At 72.2% G+C, this 16525-nt stretch carries 15 protein-coding genes; 9 read left to right on the top strand and 6 right to left on the bottom strand.

The genetic code is table 11. The annotated features are described in order from the left end of the window. Positions 1–2 precede the first annotated feature (2 nt). Positions 3–1142 carry a GuaB3 family IMP dehydrogenase-related protein gene (locus L8M95_RS15730; RefSeq protein ID WP_260487024.1) on the top strand — a complete coding sequence of 380 codons (1140 nt, stop codon included), beginning with the start codon at positions 3–5 and terminating at the stop codon, positions 1140–1142. Positions 1143–1262: 120 nt separating this feature from the next. Beyond that, positions 1263–3026, top strand: coding sequence for an FAD-dependent oxidoreductase (locus L8M95_RS15725; protein WP_260487023.1), 1764 nt, complete (start codon positions 1263–1265; stop codon positions 3024–3026). A 15-nt stretch (positions 3027–3041) separates the two neighbouring features. Here L8M95_RS15725 and L8M95_RS15720 read toward each other — a convergent pair whose 3' ends face one another. Both L8M95_RS15720 and L8M95_RS15715 read right to left on the bottom strand, forming a co-directional pair. Then, positions 3042–4436, bottom strand: a complete 1395-nt coding sequence (locus L8M95_RS15720; RefSeq protein WP_260489284.1) for a wax ester/triacylglycerol synthase family O-acyltransferase — start codon at positions 4434–4436, stop codon at positions 3042–3044. A 12-nt stretch (positions 4437–4448) separates the two neighbouring features. Next, the gene (locus tag L8M95_RS15715) at positions 4449–5933 is read right to left on the bottom strand and encodes a wax ester/triacylglycerol synthase family O-acyltransferase (RefSeq protein ID WP_260487022.1); all 1485 of its coding nucleotides are present in this window, start codon (positions 5931–5933) and stop codon (positions 4449–4451) included. A 122-nt stretch (positions 5934–6055) separates the two neighbouring features. On the opposite strand from L8M95_RS15715, the gene guaA reads away from it, so the two are divergent. Continuing rightward, on the top strand, positions 6056–7669 hold the full coding sequence (gene guaA, locus L8M95_RS15710) for a glutamine-hydrolyzing GMP synthase (RefSeq protein ID WP_312027422.1): 1614 nt from the start codon (positions 6056–6058) through the stop codon (positions 7667–7669). A 32-nt stretch (positions 7670–7701) separates the two neighbouring features. On the opposite strand, the gene L8M95_RS15705 is transcribed toward guaA, so the two are convergent. Next, positions 7702–8076, bottom strand: a complete 375-nt coding sequence (locus tag L8M95_RS15705) for a hypothetical protein (RefSeq protein WP_260487021.1) — start codon at positions 8074–8076, stop codon at positions 7702–7704. Further along, a complete protein-coding gene (locus L8M95_RS15700) occupies positions 8073–9305 on the bottom strand; it encodes a PspC domain-containing protein (RefSeq protein WP_260487020.1) in 1233 nt (410 codons plus the stop codon). Before L8M95_RS15700 ends, L8M95_RS15705 begins: the two co-directional genes overlap by 4 nt. 123 nt (positions 9306–9428) lie before the next feature. Between L8M95_RS15700 and L8M95_RS15695 the strand changes: the two genes are divergently transcribed. From L8M95_RS15695 to L8M95_RS15685, 3 genes are all read left to right on the top strand, one after another. Then, entirely contained in the window at positions 9429–10709 is a 1281-nt protein-coding gene (locus tag L8M95_RS15695) for an ATP-binding protein (protein ID WP_260487019.1), read from the top strand. Then, positions 10706–11449, top strand: coding sequence for a response regulator transcription factor (locus tag L8M95_RS15690; protein ID WP_312027421.1), 744 nt, complete (start codon positions 10706–10708; stop codon positions 11447–11449). The genes L8M95_RS15695 and L8M95_RS15690 overlap by 4 nt, the downstream gene beginning before the upstream one ends. Before the next feature lie 84 nt (positions 11450–11533). Continuing rightward, complete coding sequence (locus tag L8M95_RS15685; protein WP_260487018.1) at positions 11534–12154, top strand: GDSL-type esterase/lipase family protein; 621 nt, start codon at positions 11534–11536, stop codon at positions 12152–12154. Here the strand turns inward: L8M95_RS15685 and L8M95_RS15680 are convergent. Next, a complete protein-coding gene (locus L8M95_RS15680) occupies positions 12151–12552 on the bottom strand; it encodes a DUF6157 family protein (RefSeq protein ID WP_260487016.1) in 402 nt (133 codons plus the stop codon). The two genes, L8M95_RS15685 and L8M95_RS15680, sit on opposite strands and share 4 nt — an antisense overlap. A 116-nt stretch (positions 12553–12668) precedes the next feature. Between L8M95_RS15680 and L8M95_RS15675 the strand changes: the two genes are divergently transcribed. Next, positions 12669–12815, top strand: a complete 147-nt coding sequence (locus L8M95_RS15675) for a hypothetical protein (protein ID WP_260487015.1) — start codon at positions 12669–12671, stop codon at positions 12813–12815. Position 12816: 1 nt separating this feature from the next. Here the strand turns inward: L8M95_RS15675 and L8M95_RS15670 are convergent, their stop codons facing one another. Then, positions 12817–13770 (bottom strand): L-lactate dehydrogenase, encoded by a 954-nt coding sequence (locus L8M95_RS15670; RefSeq protein ID WP_260487014.1) that lies wholly within the window; start codon positions 13768–13770, stop codon positions 12817–12819. A 461-nt stretch (positions 13771–14231) separates the two neighbouring features. Here L8M95_RS15670 and L8M95_RS15665 point away from each other — a divergent pair, with 461 nt between their 5' ends. Together L8M95_RS15665 and L8M95_RS15660 are read left to right on the top strand one after the other, a co-directional pair. Then, positions 14232–14804, top strand: coding sequence for a hypothetical protein (locus tag L8M95_RS15665; RefSeq protein WP_260487013.1), 573 nt, complete (start codon positions 14232–14234; stop codon positions 14802–14804). Beyond that, positions 14801–16453 (top strand): DNA polymerase Y family protein, encoded by a 1653-nt coding sequence (locus tag L8M95_RS15660; RefSeq protein ID WP_260487011.1) that lies wholly within the window; start codon positions 14801–14803, stop codon positions 16451–16453. Before L8M95_RS15665 ends, L8M95_RS15660 begins: the two co-directional genes overlap by 4 nt. The last annotated feature ends 72 nt before the right edge of the window (positions 16454–16525 follow it).

The raw sequence follows: 16525 nt of genomic DNA, 5'->3' as shown, positions 1-16525 counted from the left end.
GCGTGCGCAACGTCGTGGAGATCGGCCTGGGTCGCGAGGCCCGTCGTATGTACGGACTGGGCGAGGTCGACATCGTCCCTTCCCGCCGCACCCGTAGCTCCAAGGAGGTGTCCACCGCCTGGCAGATCGACGCCTACCAGATGGACATCCCCGTGATGACCCACCCGACCGACGCGGTGGTCTCCCCGTCCTCGGCGGTGGAGTTCTCCAAGCTCGGTGGTCTGGCCGTCCTCAACGGTGAGGGACTCTGGGCCCGCCACGCGGATCCCGATGCGGTGATCGCCGAGCTGCGGGAGCTGGCCTTGGACGACGTGACCGGGCACCGGGCCGTGGCGCGGCTGCAGGAGCTGCACCGTGCGCCCATCGACCGCGAGCTCCTCGCCGCCGCGGTCCACCGCATCCGGGACGAGGGCGCGACCGTCGCGGTGCGGGTCTCGCCGCAGCACGCGCGCGAGCTCACCCCGGGACTCGTCGCGGCCGGGATCGACATGCTGGTCGTGCAGGGCACCATCATCTCGGCCGAGCACGTCAGCGGCGAGGACGCCCCTCTCGACCTCAGGGAGTTCATCGGGGGCCTGGACGTCCCGGTGATCGCCGGCGGCGTGGTCGACTACAAGACCGCGCTGCACCTCATGCGCACCGGTGCGGCCGGCGTGATCGTGGGGTACGGCGGCGTCGACGGCATCACGACGACCGGCCAGGTGCTCGGTATGGAGGTGCACATGGCCACCGCGATCGCCGACGCGGCCGCGGCCCGCCGGGACTACCTGGACGAGACCGGGGGCCGCTACGTCCACGTGCTGGCGGACGGTGACATCTACACCTCCGGCGACATCGCCCGCGCAGTGGCGTGCGGCGCCGACGCCGTGGTCCTGGGACCCCTCCTGGCGGGGTCTCTGGAGTCCCCGGGCCGAGGCGTCTACTGGGATGCGGTCTCGGCTCACCCCAAGGTGCCGCGGGGGCACGTGTCCGAGGTGGAGGACGAGACGGCCCTGGCGCCGCTGGCAGAGGTCCTCGAGGGGCCGACCAGCGTCCCGGACGGCACCCGGAACCTCATGGGTGGCCTGCGTCGGGCCATGGCCAAGTGCGGCTACTCCGATGTCAAGGGATTCCAGAAGGTGGACCTGTCCGTCCGGCCCTGACCGTCCGACGCCGCATCTCTCACGGTCACCGCGTGGACAAATCAGGGGCTACTGTCGGGTAGGTTCGATGGTGCTCGGGTACTGTGATGCCCACCATCGACCACCCCTGGGAGTTGCACCATGACGTCGCACGCACAGTCGATCCCGACCGACGCCCCCTCCACTCCGACCGACACCGATGTCGTCGTCATCGGTTCCGGCTTCGGCGGCAGTGTCACGGCCCTGCGGCTGTCGGAGAAGGGGTACCGCGTCACGGTGATCGAGGCGGGCCGCCGTTTCGAGGACGCCGACCTGCCCAAGACATCCTGGCGTCTCAACCGCTACGTGTGGGCGCCCAAACTCAAGCTGTTCGGGATCCAGCGCGTCCACATGATGCGTGACGTGATGATCCTCGCCGGCGCGGGTGTCGGCGGCGGGTCCCTCAACTACGCCAACACCCTGTACAAGCCGACCGGTCAGTTCTTCAAGGACCGGCAGTGGGGCCACATCACGGACTGGGAGGAGGAACTCACCCCGTTCTACGACCAGGGCCGCCGCATGCTGGGCGTGGTCACCAACCCCACGCACACCCATTCGGACGAGGTCATGAAGAAGGTCGCCCGCGACATGGGCGCCGAGGACACCTTCGTCTACACCCCGGTCGGCGTGTTCTTCGGGGAGAAGACGGGCGGGCAGGGCAAACCCGGCGAGCGGGTCCCCGATCCGTACTTCGGCGGGGTGGGTCCGGACCGTAACGCGTGCATCGAGTGCGGCGAGTGCATGACCGGCTGCCGTCACAACGCCAAGAACACGCTGATGAAGAACTACCTGGCCCTGGCCGAGCGTGCGGGAACCCGCATCCTGGACCGGACCACGGTCAGCGACCTGCGCGAGCGGGGCGACGGCACGTGGGAGATCACCCTCGAGCGGACGGGCGCCTGGACGCGCCGCGGGAAGCGCACCACGACGGTGACCGCCGGTCAGGTCGTCGTGGCGGCCGGCACCTGGGGCACCCAGCACCTGCTCCACTACGCCAAGGACTCGGGCTCACTTCCCAGGCTCTCGGATGCGATCGGTCGGCTCACCCGCACCAACTCCGAGGCGATCCTCGGGGCGATGCGACCGAACTACAAGCCGGAGCAGGACTTCTCCGAGGGCGTGGCCATCACGTCGTCGTTCCATCCCCGCCCCGACACCCACATCGAACCGGTCCGGTACGGCAAGGGCTCCAACGCCATCGCCATCCTGCAGACCCTGCTGACGGACGGTGACGGGCCGCTCCCGCGGTGGCGCACCCTGCTGAACGAGGTCCGGCGCGAGCCCCGGATGTTCCTCCAGCTGTTCTACCTGCGCCGCTGGAGCCAGCGTTCGGTGATCGCGCTCGTGATGCAGAATCTGGACAACTCGCTGCAGACCTACGTCAAGCGCGTCGGCCCGTTCAGGTACGTCACCAGCAAGCAGGGCCACGGCGAGCCCAACCCCACCTGGATCCCCGCCGGCAACGAGGCGACCCGGAAGATCGCCGAGGAGATCGGCGGCCTACCCGGGGGCACCTGGGGTGAGATCGCCAACATCCCGCTCACCGCCCACTTCCTCGGCGGGTGCGTGATCTCGGATTCGCCCGAGACCGGGGTGGTGGATCCGTACCACCGCGTGTGGAACTACCCCACGATGCACATCGTGGACGGCTCGGCGATCTCCGCCAACCTCGGCGTGAACCCGGCGCTCAGCATCACCGCCCAGGCCGAACGTGCCATGTCGCTGTGGCCCAACAAGGGTGAGGCGGACCCGCGCCCGGTCCAGGGTGAGGAGTACCGCCGCCTCTCGCCGGTCCCGCCCGTGTCGCCGATGGTTCCGGAGGCCGCCCCGGGAGCGCTGCGGCTGCCGATCGTCGAGGTCAGCTGACGGACGCCCCGTCGGTCAGGGCGCGGTGAGCTCGACCAGCTCATCGAGCGCGGCGGTGATGCCGCGGGCCACCGCGTCCGGGTCCGGCACGAGGTGCTCGCACGAGATCACGCCTAGGTCGAGGCGCCCGTCGGTCGACAGGCTGGTCACGGACAACCCCGCACCGTGCAGCAGCGGGCCGAAGGGGTGCATGTGGGTGATCCGCGCGCCGAGGAAGTAGAGGGCGTGGCGGGGGCCGGGCACGTTGGAGATGATGAGGTTGTAGATCACCGGGTGGACGTCGGCGAGCCTGAGCGACTCGTACGCCCGCATTCCCACATCGAGGACCCAGCGGGGGCTCATCCGGGCCCAGTTGTCCAGCAGGGCCGGTCGGATGCTCGCGGCCTGTCGCTTGGTGGTGTCCGCCGCGGCGGAGATCCGCTCGTACCGTTCGACCGGGTCGGCCACGTCCGTGGCCAGGGACGCGAACATGGCCGACACCTGGTTGGCGCCGCCGGTGGCCAGATCGTCGCGCGTGGACATGGGGACGATCGCCACCATGGGAGGGTCGGGGGCGTCGCCGTGTGCCTCGAGATAGGAGCGGACCGCCCCGCCGACCACGGTGAGCAGGACGTCGTTGACCGTCCCGCCCAGGCGGGCGGTGACCAGCTTGACGGACTGCAGATCGAGCGACGCGGTGGCCAGGGCGCGGTGCGGGGTGAGCGAGTGGTTGAACAGCGTGCGGGGCGCTGTGAACGGGGCGGGCATGGATTCCCCGGCGCCCGCCGGTCCGCGTGCCCGCGTGATCACCGCGGGCACCGACAGGGTCTCGGGGAGTAGACGCAGGAGCGTGAGTGGACGGCCCAGCAGATCGCGGGCGCCGCCGGCTATCAGCTGGAGGGTGTTGGCCCGCCCGACATGCGTGCGCACGAGCGCGGGATCCTGCTCGGGAGTGGTGGCGTCCGTCGCGGCGAGGGTGGAGAGCAACTCGGCGCCCAGCATGCCGTCGATCAGGGAGTGGTGGACCCGGCAGAACGCGCTGACGATCGGTGCGTGGGGCTCGCCCCGTTCGATGACCCAGACCTGCCACAGTGGCCGGGTTCGGTCCAGTGGCGTGGAGGCGAGACGGCCGCACTCCTCCAGCAGTTGGTCCTCGGTGCCGTCCGGGCCGAGCCGGATCAGGCGGACGTGGTGGGAGATGTCGAAGTCGAAGTCCTCGACCCAGGCCGGGTGACCGGGGTTCCACCGGGAGTCGTGGATCCTGCGGCGGAACGGGGGGACGGACTTGACCCGTCGGGCGAGTCCGGACCGGAGGCGCTCGAAGGAGTACCCCTCCTCGATGGTGGTCACGTCGAGGTGGACCAGGCCGTTGATCACCATGATCTGCTCGGCGGTCTCGAGGTAGAGGAAGCTCGCGTCGAGCCCGGTCATCCGTTGCACGCGTCAACCCTCCTCGTCCGTCCCGGCCGCCCTGGTGAGCTCGAGCAACCGGTCCATGGCCTCGCGGATCCCGGTGGCGAGGAGGTCGGGGTCGGGCACCAGGTGCTCGCAGGCGTTGATCCCCACGTCGAGTTGACCGTCCACGGACATGGCGGTGACGGACACCCCGGAGCCGTGCATGAGGGGGCCGAGCGGGTACATGTGGGTGACCCGGGCCCCGAGGAAGTCCAGTCCCTCGCGGGGGCCGGGGATGTTCGACACGACGAGGTTGTGCACGACCGGGTGGAGGTCCGCCAGGTGGAAGTCTCCGTAGATCCGCATCAGCAGCTGCAGGGTCCGGGCGGGGGCGAGCGTGGCGACGTCCTGGATGAGGTCCGGACGCATGCCGTTCTTCGACTGCTTCTTGCCCCGGCTGGTGCGGGCGGAGATGGCGCGCAGGCGCTCGAGCGGGTCGGCGATGTCGGTCCCCAGGGACGCGAACAGGACGGTCACCCGGTTGTTGCCCTGGGTTCCCTCGACATCGCGGGTGGAGACGGGGACCACCGCGACGAGCGACTTGTCCGGCAGGTCGTCGTGGGAGCGCAGATACCGTCGGAGTCCGCCGCCCATCACCGCGAGGTAGACGTCGTTGACGGTCACGCCGAACGCGTCCTTGATCTCGGTGATCTCGCCGAGGTCGAGGGAGGCGCCCCAGACGGCCCGGTGGGGGGTGATCGTGGCGTTGAACCGGGTGCGGGGGGCGGTGAACGGTGCGGCCTTGGGGACGACGACGAGGTCGTCGGTCTCCGCGACCGTGCCCGTCGCGTCCGCGGCCGACTCCGCCGACTTCTTCTTTGTCGCCGTGGATCTGCGCAGGGCGAAGGGGAGCCCGACGACCTCGGGGACGAGCCGGGCCAGGGTCAGCGGGCGGCGTACGGAGAAGTCCCACCACCCGCCGGCCAGGAGCCGGATGGGGTTGGCGCTGCCCGCCTGGACGCGCACGAGGTCGAGGTCGCGGGCGGAGGGTCGCTTTCCGGCGGCGCCGAACTTGCGGAGGATGGAGGCGCCGTTGGCGCCGTCCAGGATGGCGTGGTGGGCGCGGAAGTACACGACGACGGTGTCCGGGTCGGCGAGCCGCTCGAGGATCCACATCTCCCACAGCGGGCGTGACCTGTCGAGCGGGCGACTGCCGAGGGTGCCGCACATCTCGAACACCGCGCGGTCGTCTCCGGGGTGGTCCACGTCGACGCGGCGGACGTGCGCGGTGATGTCGAGGTCGTATTCCTCCACCCACGCGGGGTGTCCGAGGTTGAGCGGGGAATCGTAGATCTTGCGGCGCAGTTCGGGCAGTTCCTTGATCCGGCGGCCGAGCTCTGTCCGGAGCCACTCGAAGGAGTACTCGACCTCGAGGTCGGCGACGTCGATGAACAGGATCCCGCCCACCACGAGGGGCTGCTGGGCGGTTTCCAGGTACAGCAGGCTCGCGTCGAAACCGGTCATTCGTTCCATCGGTGCCCTCTCGCTCTGTCGGGCCCGGGCCGGCCGGGGTCATGGTGGAGTTCATTGTGAACCGCAGCACGGGGGATGTGGTCGAGTTCGGCGGATGGGCCGCGGGGCCTAGACTCGACCCCGTGGCCGAGAACGCACAGACCGACTCCCAGCTCGCCGCCGAGGCGGTGGCACCCCGACCGGTACTCGTGGTGGACTTCGGCGCCCAGTACGCGCAGCTCATCGCTCGCCGCGTGCGCGAGGCGCGCATCTACTCCGAGGTGATCCCGCACACGGCGACGGTGGAGGAGATCCGCGCCAAGGACCCGGTGGCACTGGTGCTGTCCGGTGGGCCCTCCAGCGTCTACGCCGAGGACGCGCCCTCGCTCGATCCAGCGGTCTTCGATCTGGGCCTTCCGGTGTTCGGCATCTGCTACGGCTTCCAGGCGATGGCCGGTGCCCTCGGGGGCGAGGTCGCGCACACGGGCAGCCGCGAGTACGGCCGCACCGACGTGAACGTCTCCGGTGGCGTCCTGCACGCCGGGCTACCGGAGCACCACCCGGTGTGGATGAGCCACGGCGACGCGGTCACGGCCGCGCCGGAGGGGTTCACCGTCACGGCGTCGTCGCCCGGGGCCCCGGTGGCGGCGTTCGAGTGCACCGAGCGCCGGATGGCCGGGGTGCAGTACCACCCGGAGGTCCTGCACTCGCCCCACGGTCAGCAGGTGTTGAGCCGCTTCCTCACCGAGGTCGCCGGGCTCGAGCCGACGTGGACCGCCTCGAACATCGCCGACCAGCTGGTGGAGGCCGTCCGGGAGCAGATCGGCGACGGCCACGCGATCTGCGGACTGTCCGGTGGCGTCGATTCGGCCGTCGCGGCCGCCCTGGTACAGCGTGCGATCGGTGATCGCCTCACTTGCGTGTTCGTCGACCACGGTCTGTTGCGTGCGGGCGAGCGCGAGCAGGTCGAGAACGACTTCGTGGCGGCCACCGGCGCGCGCCTCATCACGCTGGACGACTCCGACGTCTTCCTCGGGCACCTCGCCGACGTCACCGATCCGGAGACCAAGCGCAAGATCATCGGCCGCGAGTTCATCCGGTCCTTCGAGCGGGCGGTGACGCAGGCGCTCGAGCTCCAGGGTTCCGGCGAGTCTGCCGCCTCCTCCGTCGACTTCCTCGTCCAGGGCACCCTCTACCCGGACGTCGTGGAGTCCGGCGGCGGTGCGGGCACGGCCAACATCAAGAGCCACCACAACGTGGGCGGTCTGCCGGACGACGTGGAGTTCACCCTCGTCGAGCCCCTGCGGTTGCTGTTCAAGGACGAGGTCCGCGCAGTGGGCCGCGAACTCGGCCTGCCCGAGGCGATCGTCGGACGCCACCCGTTCCCCGGCCCCGGGCTCGCGATCCGCATCGTCGGCGCCGTGGACCGCGACCGGCTGGAGACCCTGCGCGCGGCGGACGCCATCGTGCGCGAGGAGATGACCGCCGCCGGCCTCGACTCGACCGTGTGGCAGTGCCCGGTGGTGCTGTTGGCCGACGTCCGCTCGGTCGGTGTCCAGGGCGACGGCCGGACCTACGGCCACCCGATCGTCCTGCGACCGGTGAGTTCCGAGGACGCGATGACCGCCGACTGGACGCGCGTGCCGTACGAGACGCTGGCGCTGATCTCCAACCGCATCACCAACGAGGTCCCGGACGTCAACCGGGTCGTGCTGGATGTGACGAGCAAGCCGCCGGGCACCATCGAGTGGGAGTGACCCCACCCCCGCCCGGGTCGTGAACTCGACTGTCAGCGACGCACGACCATGATCAGTCCCACGAGCACGGTGAGGACGAGTGCCGCGGCCAGCAGTACGGTCGGGGTGATCACGGGCGCGCCGAGGATCGCCCACGCGGCGACGCCCAGGGAAGCCAGGCCGGCCACCGCGAGGACCGGTGATCCGGCCCGCCGCCTGTCCGACACCTCGACGGTGCCGGTCCGCGCGGCGGCCGGGGCGATGCCGAAGCCGAGGGGCTCGGGGTCGGTGAACCCGGTGCCGTAGGGCAGGGGTTCGTACAGCGGGTGCAGGGACGGGGACCGGTGGCCGGGCGCGGACTCCGCGTCCCCGTGGGCCCGGTTGCCGTCGGCGGCGGGTGTGTCGCCGGTGGGTGTGTTCGTGTTCATCGGGTGACCTTCACGTTTCCCATGTCGTTGGTGATGTCCAGGGTCAGGACCGGCCCGTCGGTGTCGGCGGGGCGGTCGGGGCAGTCGACGGAGCCGACGTCGGTCCGGCAGGTGGCGTCCACGGCGAGGCCGTCGGGCAGCAGCACCCGCACCTCACCGACCTCGTTGGTGATGCTGTAGCTGCGGTCCTCGTCCAGTTCGAGGCCCCGCATGTCCACGGTGACGGTGCCCAGTTCGTGGGTGACCGGTGTGTCGAGCTGCGTGGGGGAGGTGATCTCCACGCGATGTTCGCCGATGTTCTCCCAACCGCCGGTGGGCACCTGGACGAGGGACGCCAGCAGCACGAACCCGGCGAGCGGGCCGGCCACCACGAGCAGCCCGTGTCCGCGGCGGGTGACGGCGCCCACGAGCAGTCCGCCGGCCACCACCGAGAGGGCGATCGCGGCGATCCGGGTGGCGTCGAGCCAGGTCAGTCCGCCCAATGTGGACAGGCCGACGCTGACGGCGGTCGCGATGAGCGCCAGGCCGAGCGTGACCTTGGTCAGGCGCGAGCGGGGTCGGGTGGGTGCGGCCGGGGCGGGGGCGACGCCCGGCTCGGGCAGATCCCAGGCGAACGGTGCGGCGCCGAGGGGGTCCCACGAGGGCGGGACCGGGGGGCCGAACGGGGCGTCGGGTCCGGAACCGGGCTCCTGGGACGCCCCGGGGGCGCGCCAGGGGCCGGTGCCGGTGGCCGCGCGGGTGTCGCGCGCCGCGGGGGGCCGCACCGCGGAGACCTCCGCCCATCCGGTGGGCGGGACGGGGGTGCGCCGGTGCAGGCCGTACCAGCCGGCGAGCATCGCCGCGATCATGAGGAACCCGGCGCCGACGAGGAGGGTCTCCCCGGAACCGCCGAAGGTGGGGGCGGACAGGAGGACGACGACGACGAGGACCACCGCGGTCACCTTGGAGCCCGACGCCCGGCCCTTCCCCAGGAGCGCCTCGCCGGAGGAGACCTCGTCCCCGGCGGAGCGCAGGAGCAGCCACATCAGTGCGTACAGGAACACTCCCGCCCCACCCCACAGGGCGGCGACGACGAACGCGACGCGGAAGAGGACCGGGTCGATGCCGTAGCGCCGACCGAAGCCGCCGCAGACACCGGCGATCTTGGAATCGTCCGGGGTCCGGACGGGTCGGGTCCGCCACAGTGAGCGGAGCTCTGATGGGAGGTCGGTGGTGCTCGTTCTGGACATGCCTCCATCGTGCTCGGCGGGCGCCCGTCGCACATCGGGGTCCGACCCTGATATCCGGACCCCGCGGATCTCGGGGTCGGACCCCGATGCGCCCCCGGGGGGTGATCTGTGACGATGGCGTCCATGAGTGAGAACGCGACCGATCCCGCGCCGGCGGCCGAGGCCCGGCCGCCGTCCCCGGTCGCCCGACCGCCGGCGCGGCCCGCAGCGGTGCCGGCGATCGATTTCCGCTGGTACCCGCGGTTGACCCGGGTCACCGACGGGTCCGTGGTCGCCGGCGTGTGCACGGGCCTGGCCGACCACCTCGGGGTGCGGGTCACCCACGTGCGCCTGGTCATGGTCCTGCTGGCCACGCTCTCGGGTGCCGGCGTGGCCCTGTACTCGGCGCTGTGGGCGCTCACCCCCACCGGGCCCTCCGCGCCCACGCGGCCCGGCGCGGGCCCGGTGGACGAGCGCGAGCGCAGACGGGGCATGGCGCTGGCCGTCATGGCGGTGGCGGGCGCGGTGCTGTCGTTCATGCTGACCACCGCCACGGGCCTGAGCGTCATCGTTCCCGTCCTCGTCGTGGCCCTGGGCGCCGGGCTGGTCTGGCAGCAGTACGACGGTGGGGGACGAGTCGCGCCGCGGTCGGTCTTCGACTGGGCCAGGGTCACCGCAGGGGCCACCCTCGTCGTCGTCGGCCTCGCTGTCGTCGTGCTCGGTCAGGTCGAGCTGGCAGCCCTGCGCTCGTCCCTCCTCGCGGTCGTGGCCACCCTCGTCGGCGTGGGACTGCTCAGCGTGCCCGTCGGACTGCGTCTGTGGCGGTCCCTGGAGGAGGAGCGCGCGGCGCGTATCCGGGAGGCCGAGCGCAGCGACATCGCCTCCCACCTGCATGATTCCGTCCTGCAGACGCTGGCACTCATCCAGAAGCGGTCCGACGACCCGGGCCAGGTGGCGCGGCTGGCCCGCCGCCAGGAACGTGAGCTGCGGCAGTGGCTGTTCGGTGCCGGTTCCCGCATGTCCTCGGGCGCGACGACCTTCGCGGGGGCGGTCGAGGTGATGGTCGGGGATGTCGAGGACGTCTACGGCCTGCGGGTGGACCAGGTCGTGGTGGGTGGCGACGGCCCGGTGGGCGATGCCGGGGAGGCGGTCCTGGGCGCGGTCCGCGAGGCCCTGGTCAACGTCGCCAAGCACGCGGGCGTCGACACCGCCGACGTGTTCGTGGAGAACGACGGCCGCACGCTCAGCGCGTTCGTCCGCGACCGCGGGTGCGGTTTCGACCCGGACGCCGTGGACGGCGACCGCCACGGGCTGGCCCAGTCCATCCGGCATCGTGTGGAGAGCCGCGGTGGGACGGTGCGTGTGCGCAGTACGCTCGGGCGCGGGACGGAGATCGGGATTGAGATGCCGCTGGAGGGCGCATGACGGACGGGCCACGGGACGGGTCGGGGGAGTCGGCGGCGGGTGCCGGCGGGATGTGCCGGGTGTTCCTCGTGGACGACCACGCGGTGTTCCGCAGCGGGGTCCGTGCCGAACTCGCCGGGCAGTCGGCGATCGAGGTCGTCGGCGAGGCGGGGTCGGTCGCCGAGGCCGTGGCCGGTATCGGCCGGGTGCGTCCCGACGTGGTGCTGCTCGACGTGCACATGCCCGACGGCGGCGGGGTGGCCGTGCTGCGCTCGGTCCTGGGCTCCGACCCGGGCGGCGTCGCCGATCCCGCCCGCGCCCCGGAACCGACCTTCCTCGCGTTGAGCGTCTCCGACGCCGCCGAGGACGTCATCGCCGTGATCCGCGCCGGTGCCCGCGGGTACGTCACCAAGACGATCACCGGCGAGGACCTGGCCGACGCCGTGCGTCGTGTCGCCGACGGGGACGCGGTGTTCTCCCCGCGGCTGGCCGGGTTCGTGCTGGACGCGTTCGCCCGCGCCGCCCCCGGGCCCGCCGAGCGCGGTGAACCGGTCCACGACCCCGAGGTCGACTCGCTCACCCCGCGCGAGAAGGAGGTGCTGCGGCTGCTGGCCCGCGGGTACACCTACAAGGAGATCGCCGAGGAGTTGTTCATCTCGGTCAAGACCGTGGAGACCCACGCCTCCAACGTCCTGCGCAAGACCCAGCAGTCCAACCGGCACGCGCTGACCCGCTGGGCGCAGTCCCGGCACCTGGACTGATCGCCCGCGCCGACCCGGCCGACCGGGGTGACTTCTCGTCCGGGTCGGCTCCGCGCACCTGCCCGGACCGATACCGTGGCGGGGGTGAGCGAACTGCGTGACCTGCCCGTCTGCATCATCGGCGATTCGTTCGTGGCAGGTTACGGCGATGACACGGGTCGCGGCTGGACCGCGCACCTGGTCGAGGCGGGTCCAGGGGCCGGGCTGCACATCCTCGCCGCGGTCGCCGGGATCGGCGGTGACACCTCCGAGATGATCCTGGCCCGCTGGGACGAGGTCGACCGTCGGCGGGCGGCCTTCCCCACCACCGCGGTGATCGCCGAGTTCGGCGTCAACGACGTCATGGAGCACGGGGGCGGGTTGCGCGTCGGGGAGGCGGGCACCGCCGCGGCGCTGCGCGGGATGATCGACCGGGCCCCCGAGGGGCGGTTCCTCGTGGTGGGGCCGCCGCCGGTCGTGTGGGATGAGGTCAACGAGCGGATCGCCGCCCGGGCCGAGGTCATGGCGCAGGTGTGCGACGAGGCCGGGGTGCCGTTCGTGCCGACCTTCGACGTGCTGGTGGCGGGTGGGGCGTGGATGCGCGAGGTCGCCGCGGGCGACGGCGCCCACCCCGGGCCCGGCGGGTACGAACAGTTCGCGCAGGTGATCTCCGGTCCGGTCCTGGAGTGGTTACGCCTCCTCCCGGACGTCGAGCCGGGCTACTAGCGGGAACTCTTCATGGCGGCCCTGACCGTCACCGTCGGGTCGGCCTCGAGTTCGGCCACGCGCTCGGAGCCCATGGGCAGCAGCGCGATGCGCCCGTCGGAGTCGAAGTGCAGGGCCCAGCCGTAGGTCTTGGCCAGCGGGGAGGTGCGCAGGCACGGCTGGCCTTTGGAGAAGAACCGTTCGCGTTCGGCGGCGCGGTCGGCCTCCGCTACGCCCCGGCGCCGGCAGTGCACGTCGAAGATCAGGTCGTCGCTCGTCCACGTGTAGTCCTCGCCCGAGAGGCGTTCGTACTGCAGCTCGGCGACCGATCCCTTCCCGGAGGGCGGGGCGGTCGCCGTCACGGCCCTGGTGTCGGGGGCGGGCAGGATCAGCGTGTCGGTGTAGTGGGTGGTGTGCACGACGACCCTCTGTTCCTGTAGTGGTTCCGCGCGTCCGGTCGTCCCGGCGGTGCGGTGATGGTGTCCGGTAATCTGATTCTCGCCGTACGCCCCGTGCGGCGGGAGGAGAACGAGGAATGACCAACCCGCAGAACTCTGACCACACCGACGACGCGTCCGCCGACCCGGACGAGAGGGACAACCGCCCGGATTCCAAGGACGAGCTCGTCGACGAGTTGGGCGAGGAGTCGTTCCCGGCCAGTGATCCCCCCGGCGCGCTCTGAGTCAGCGCAGGATCTCGAACTGTTCGGACACCGCCCGCAGCGCGCTCGCGCTGCGGGCGAACTGTTCGCGTTCGGTGGTGTCGAGCTCCAGCTCCACCACCCGCTGGACGCCGGTCCGCCCGATCACCGCGGGCACCCCGATGTAGATCCCGTCCTGGTCGTACTCGCCCCGCAGCAGGGTTGAGACCGGCAGCGAGACCTGTTCGTTGCGCACCACGGCCCGGGTGATGCGGGCCAGGCCCATCCCGATGCCGTAGCTGGTCGACCCCTTGGAGTCGATGATCCGGTAGGCGGCGTCCCGGGTCTCGTCGAAGATCTGCGTGAGCCGTTCCCGTGTGGCGGGGTCGCCCTCCAGGTCGCCCCGTAGCGGCACCCCGGAGACGTTGGCGGAGGAGAAGACCGGCAGTTCGGTGTCCCCGTGTTCCCCGATGATGGAGGCGTGCACGCTCATCGGGGCCACGTCGTAGTACTGGCCCAACATGAACCGGAAGCGTGCCGAGTCGAGGATCGTGCCGGAGCCGATGACCTGCGCGGACGGTAGCCCGGAGTAGCGCCACGAGGCCTGGGCGAGGATGTCGACGGGGTTGGTCGCCACCAGCAGGATGCCGTCGAAACCCGTCGTCATGATGTCGCCGACGATCCTCTCGAACAGCGCCATGTTCCTGCCCACCAGATCGAGACGCGTCTCGCCGGGTCGCTGGGCTGCGCCGGCGCAGACGACCACCATGGTGGCGTCGGTGCAGTCGGCGTAGGTGCCCTCGGTGACGAGGGTGGGGGAGGGCGCCCACACGACCCCGTGGTTGAGGTCCATGACCTCGCCGACGAGTTTGTCGTGGTCGATGTCGATGATGGCCAGGTGGTCGGCCAGCCCCTGGTTGACGAGCGCATAGGCGTAGGCGATGCCCACGTCCCCGGCGCCGATGAGCACGATGCGGTTCCCGACGGAGGCTCTCATGGTCACCGAGGGTAGGCGGTCGGGCGGATGGCGGGGACGACGACGAGGATCACCCGTCTCGAACAGGTGTTCTTGCGTGGTGTCGTACCCGTGGTGTTCACTGTTCCCGTGATCGAAAAATAGTTCGATTCACATGGTCGACGGCGTGTCGTGCATGACGGGAGGTTCTGACGATGGTAGTGGACGCTGCTGCTGTTGCCGATCTGTCCGATCTCGACACGGCCGCGCGGGTCGCGGAGCTGCGGCGACGCCTGGCCGCGATGCCGGGCGGGGGCCCGTCCGCGGCCGCCCGCTCGACGGTGCCCGCGGCGACTGCCCCGGTGGTCGGCGCCGGTCGCGGAGCGTCCGTCGTCCCCGCCCCTGTCGGGGCTGCTGAGCCTACGGGGTCCGGCGCACCCGTCTCCGTTCCGGTCCCTGGGGCCACTGCGGTCCCTGGGGCCCCGGTGTCCGCGGTGTCCGCGGTGGCTGTGCCGGGTGTGGCCGCGCCGGATGTGGTCGCGCCGGGTGTGGCAGTGCCGGCCTCCGTGGCGCACCTGTTGCCGGGCGGGGTGTTGCCCGCTGGCCGCGTCACGGCGGTCTCCGGTAGCGCGACCCTCCGGGTGGGCCTGCTCGCCGCGGCCACGGCCGCCGGCGCGAGATGCGCGGTGGTCGGATGGCCGGAGCTCGGGGTGGCCGCGGTGGCCGAACAGGGGGGCCGGCTGGACTGCCTGGCGCTGGTCCCGGACCCCGGGCCGGATCCCGCGGCGGTGGTGTCCGTGCTGCTCGACGGCCTGGATCTGGTCCTGCTCGGGCCCGGTGTCGCGGCCGTGGCCCCGTCGCGAGCCCGCGTGCTCGCCGGTCGGGTGCGAGCGGCCGGCGCGGTGTTGCTCGTGGGTGCGGGGTGGCCCGGGGCGGAGCTGACGCTGGCGGGTCGGCACTGTCGCTACGGCGGCCTGGGTGCGGGCGCGGGTCGGTTGGCCTCGGTCTCCACCCTGGTGCGCTGTTCCGGCCGGGCGGCGCCCGGCCGGACCGCGGAGTGGGTGGCGGCGGGATGAGCGCCCGGGTCATGGCGGTGTGGTGCCCGGACTGGCCGACGGTCGCGGCGGCCCGGGCCGAGGGGCACGGGCTGCATCTGCCGTTGGCGGTCGTCGGGCCCCGTGGGGTGCTGGCGTGCAACGCCGTCGCCCGGGCGGTCGGGGTGCGCCGCGGGCTGCGTCGGCGCGAAGCGCAGTTCCGCTGCCCCGAACTCGTGGTGGTCGAGGCCGATCCGGCCCGGGACGCCGCGTGGTTCGAGCCCGTGGTGCAGGCGCTCGACGCCGTGGTCCCGGGCATCGAGGTCCTGCGTCCCGGACTGTTCGTGTTCTCCGCAGCCGGGGCCCTGCGCTTCCACGGTGGGGTCGAGGAGGTCGTCACCCGGGTCGTGGACGCGGTGGCGGCCGCCGGTGCGGAGTGTCAGGTGGGGCTCGCGGACGAGTTGCCCACGGCGGTGCTCGGCGCCCGCGGGTCGGCACTGCTCGAGCCGGGCGGGGATGCGGGTTACCTGGCCGGGCTGCCCGTGGACGCGCTCGTGGTGGAACCCGCGTTGGGTGAGCCCGAGGTGCTGTCCGAGCTGGTCGGGTTGCTGCACCGCCTCGGGGTCCGCACGCTCGGTGACTTCGCCGCGCTCCCGCCGCGGGACGTGGCCACCCGCTTCGGGGAGGCCGGTGCGGTGGCGCACCGCATCGCCCGCGCCGTCCCGTGGCGGCCTCCCTCGGTGTCCGCGGTGCCCACGGGCTCGGCGGTCGAGCACCGGTGCGATCCGCCCCTGGAGCGGGTCGACGAGGCCGCCTTCCTCGGCCGTCGGCTGGCGGGGGAGCTGCACGCCGTGCTCGCCGCCGCCGGGGTCTCGTGCCTGCGGTTGTCCATCACCGCCCGGGTCGAGGGCGGGGCGGAGGTCAACCGGGTGTGGCGGTGCTCGTCGCCGCTGACCCCGGAGGGCACCGCTGACCGGCTCCGCTGGCAGCTCGAGGGCTGGCTCACCGGCACCGCGATCGCCGGCGGGGCAGGGGGAGCGGTCACCGCCCTGGTGCTGGAGCCTGTGGAGGTCGTCCCCGCGGGCCGTGTCCAGGAGGGGTTGTGGGGTGAGGCCGGGCTCGCGGAGGCCCGCGTCCACCGTGCGCTCGTCCGGGTCCAGGGACTGCTCGGACCCGAGGCGGTCCGTGTCCCCGTGGAGGTGGGCGGCCGCGGCCCGACCGACCGCGTCCGGTCCCTGCCGTACGGCGACGCCCCGGCAGAGCCCGCCGCCCGCGGTCCGTGGCCGGGAGCGCTGCCCGCGCCCTCGCCGTCGGTGGTGTGGCCGGGCCCGGGCTATCGGTTGGAGATCCGCGAGAGCGTCGACCCCGGGGCCGCGGTGGTGGCACGGGTGTCTCTCACCGGGGGCGTCGTACTGCGGAGCGCGGCAGGGGAGGCCGTCGGGGTGACCCTGCGGGGCCTGCTCGGTGGCCGGCCCGCCGTCATCGAGGTGGGCGGCCGTCGGTGTGCGTTGCTCGGCTGGTCACGGCCGTGGCCCATCGACGAGGCCTGGTGGGAGCCCACGCCCGACGGCGCGCCCCGCAGACCTCGGGCCCGCATGCAGGTCGTCCCCGAGCGCGCGGCCGCATTGTTGCTCTGCGGCGTGCTCGGGGACGAGCAGGGCCGCTGGATCGTCGAAGGAGTCTACGAATGAGCCGTCCACGATCAGTCGGGCCGGGGACGGGCCGCACGCGGTGCGGCGCGCAGTCGGACGCGCCCGCCCCCG

Origin of the sequence: Dietzia sp. B32 (genome assembly GCF_024732245.1) — a bacterium.
GTDB lineage: Bacteria > Actinomycetota > Actinomycetes > Mycobacteriales > Mycobacteriaceae > Dietzia.
The sequence above is the reverse complement of the archived record's forward strand: the minus strand, read 5'-3'. Positions and strand labels throughout refer to the sequence as shown.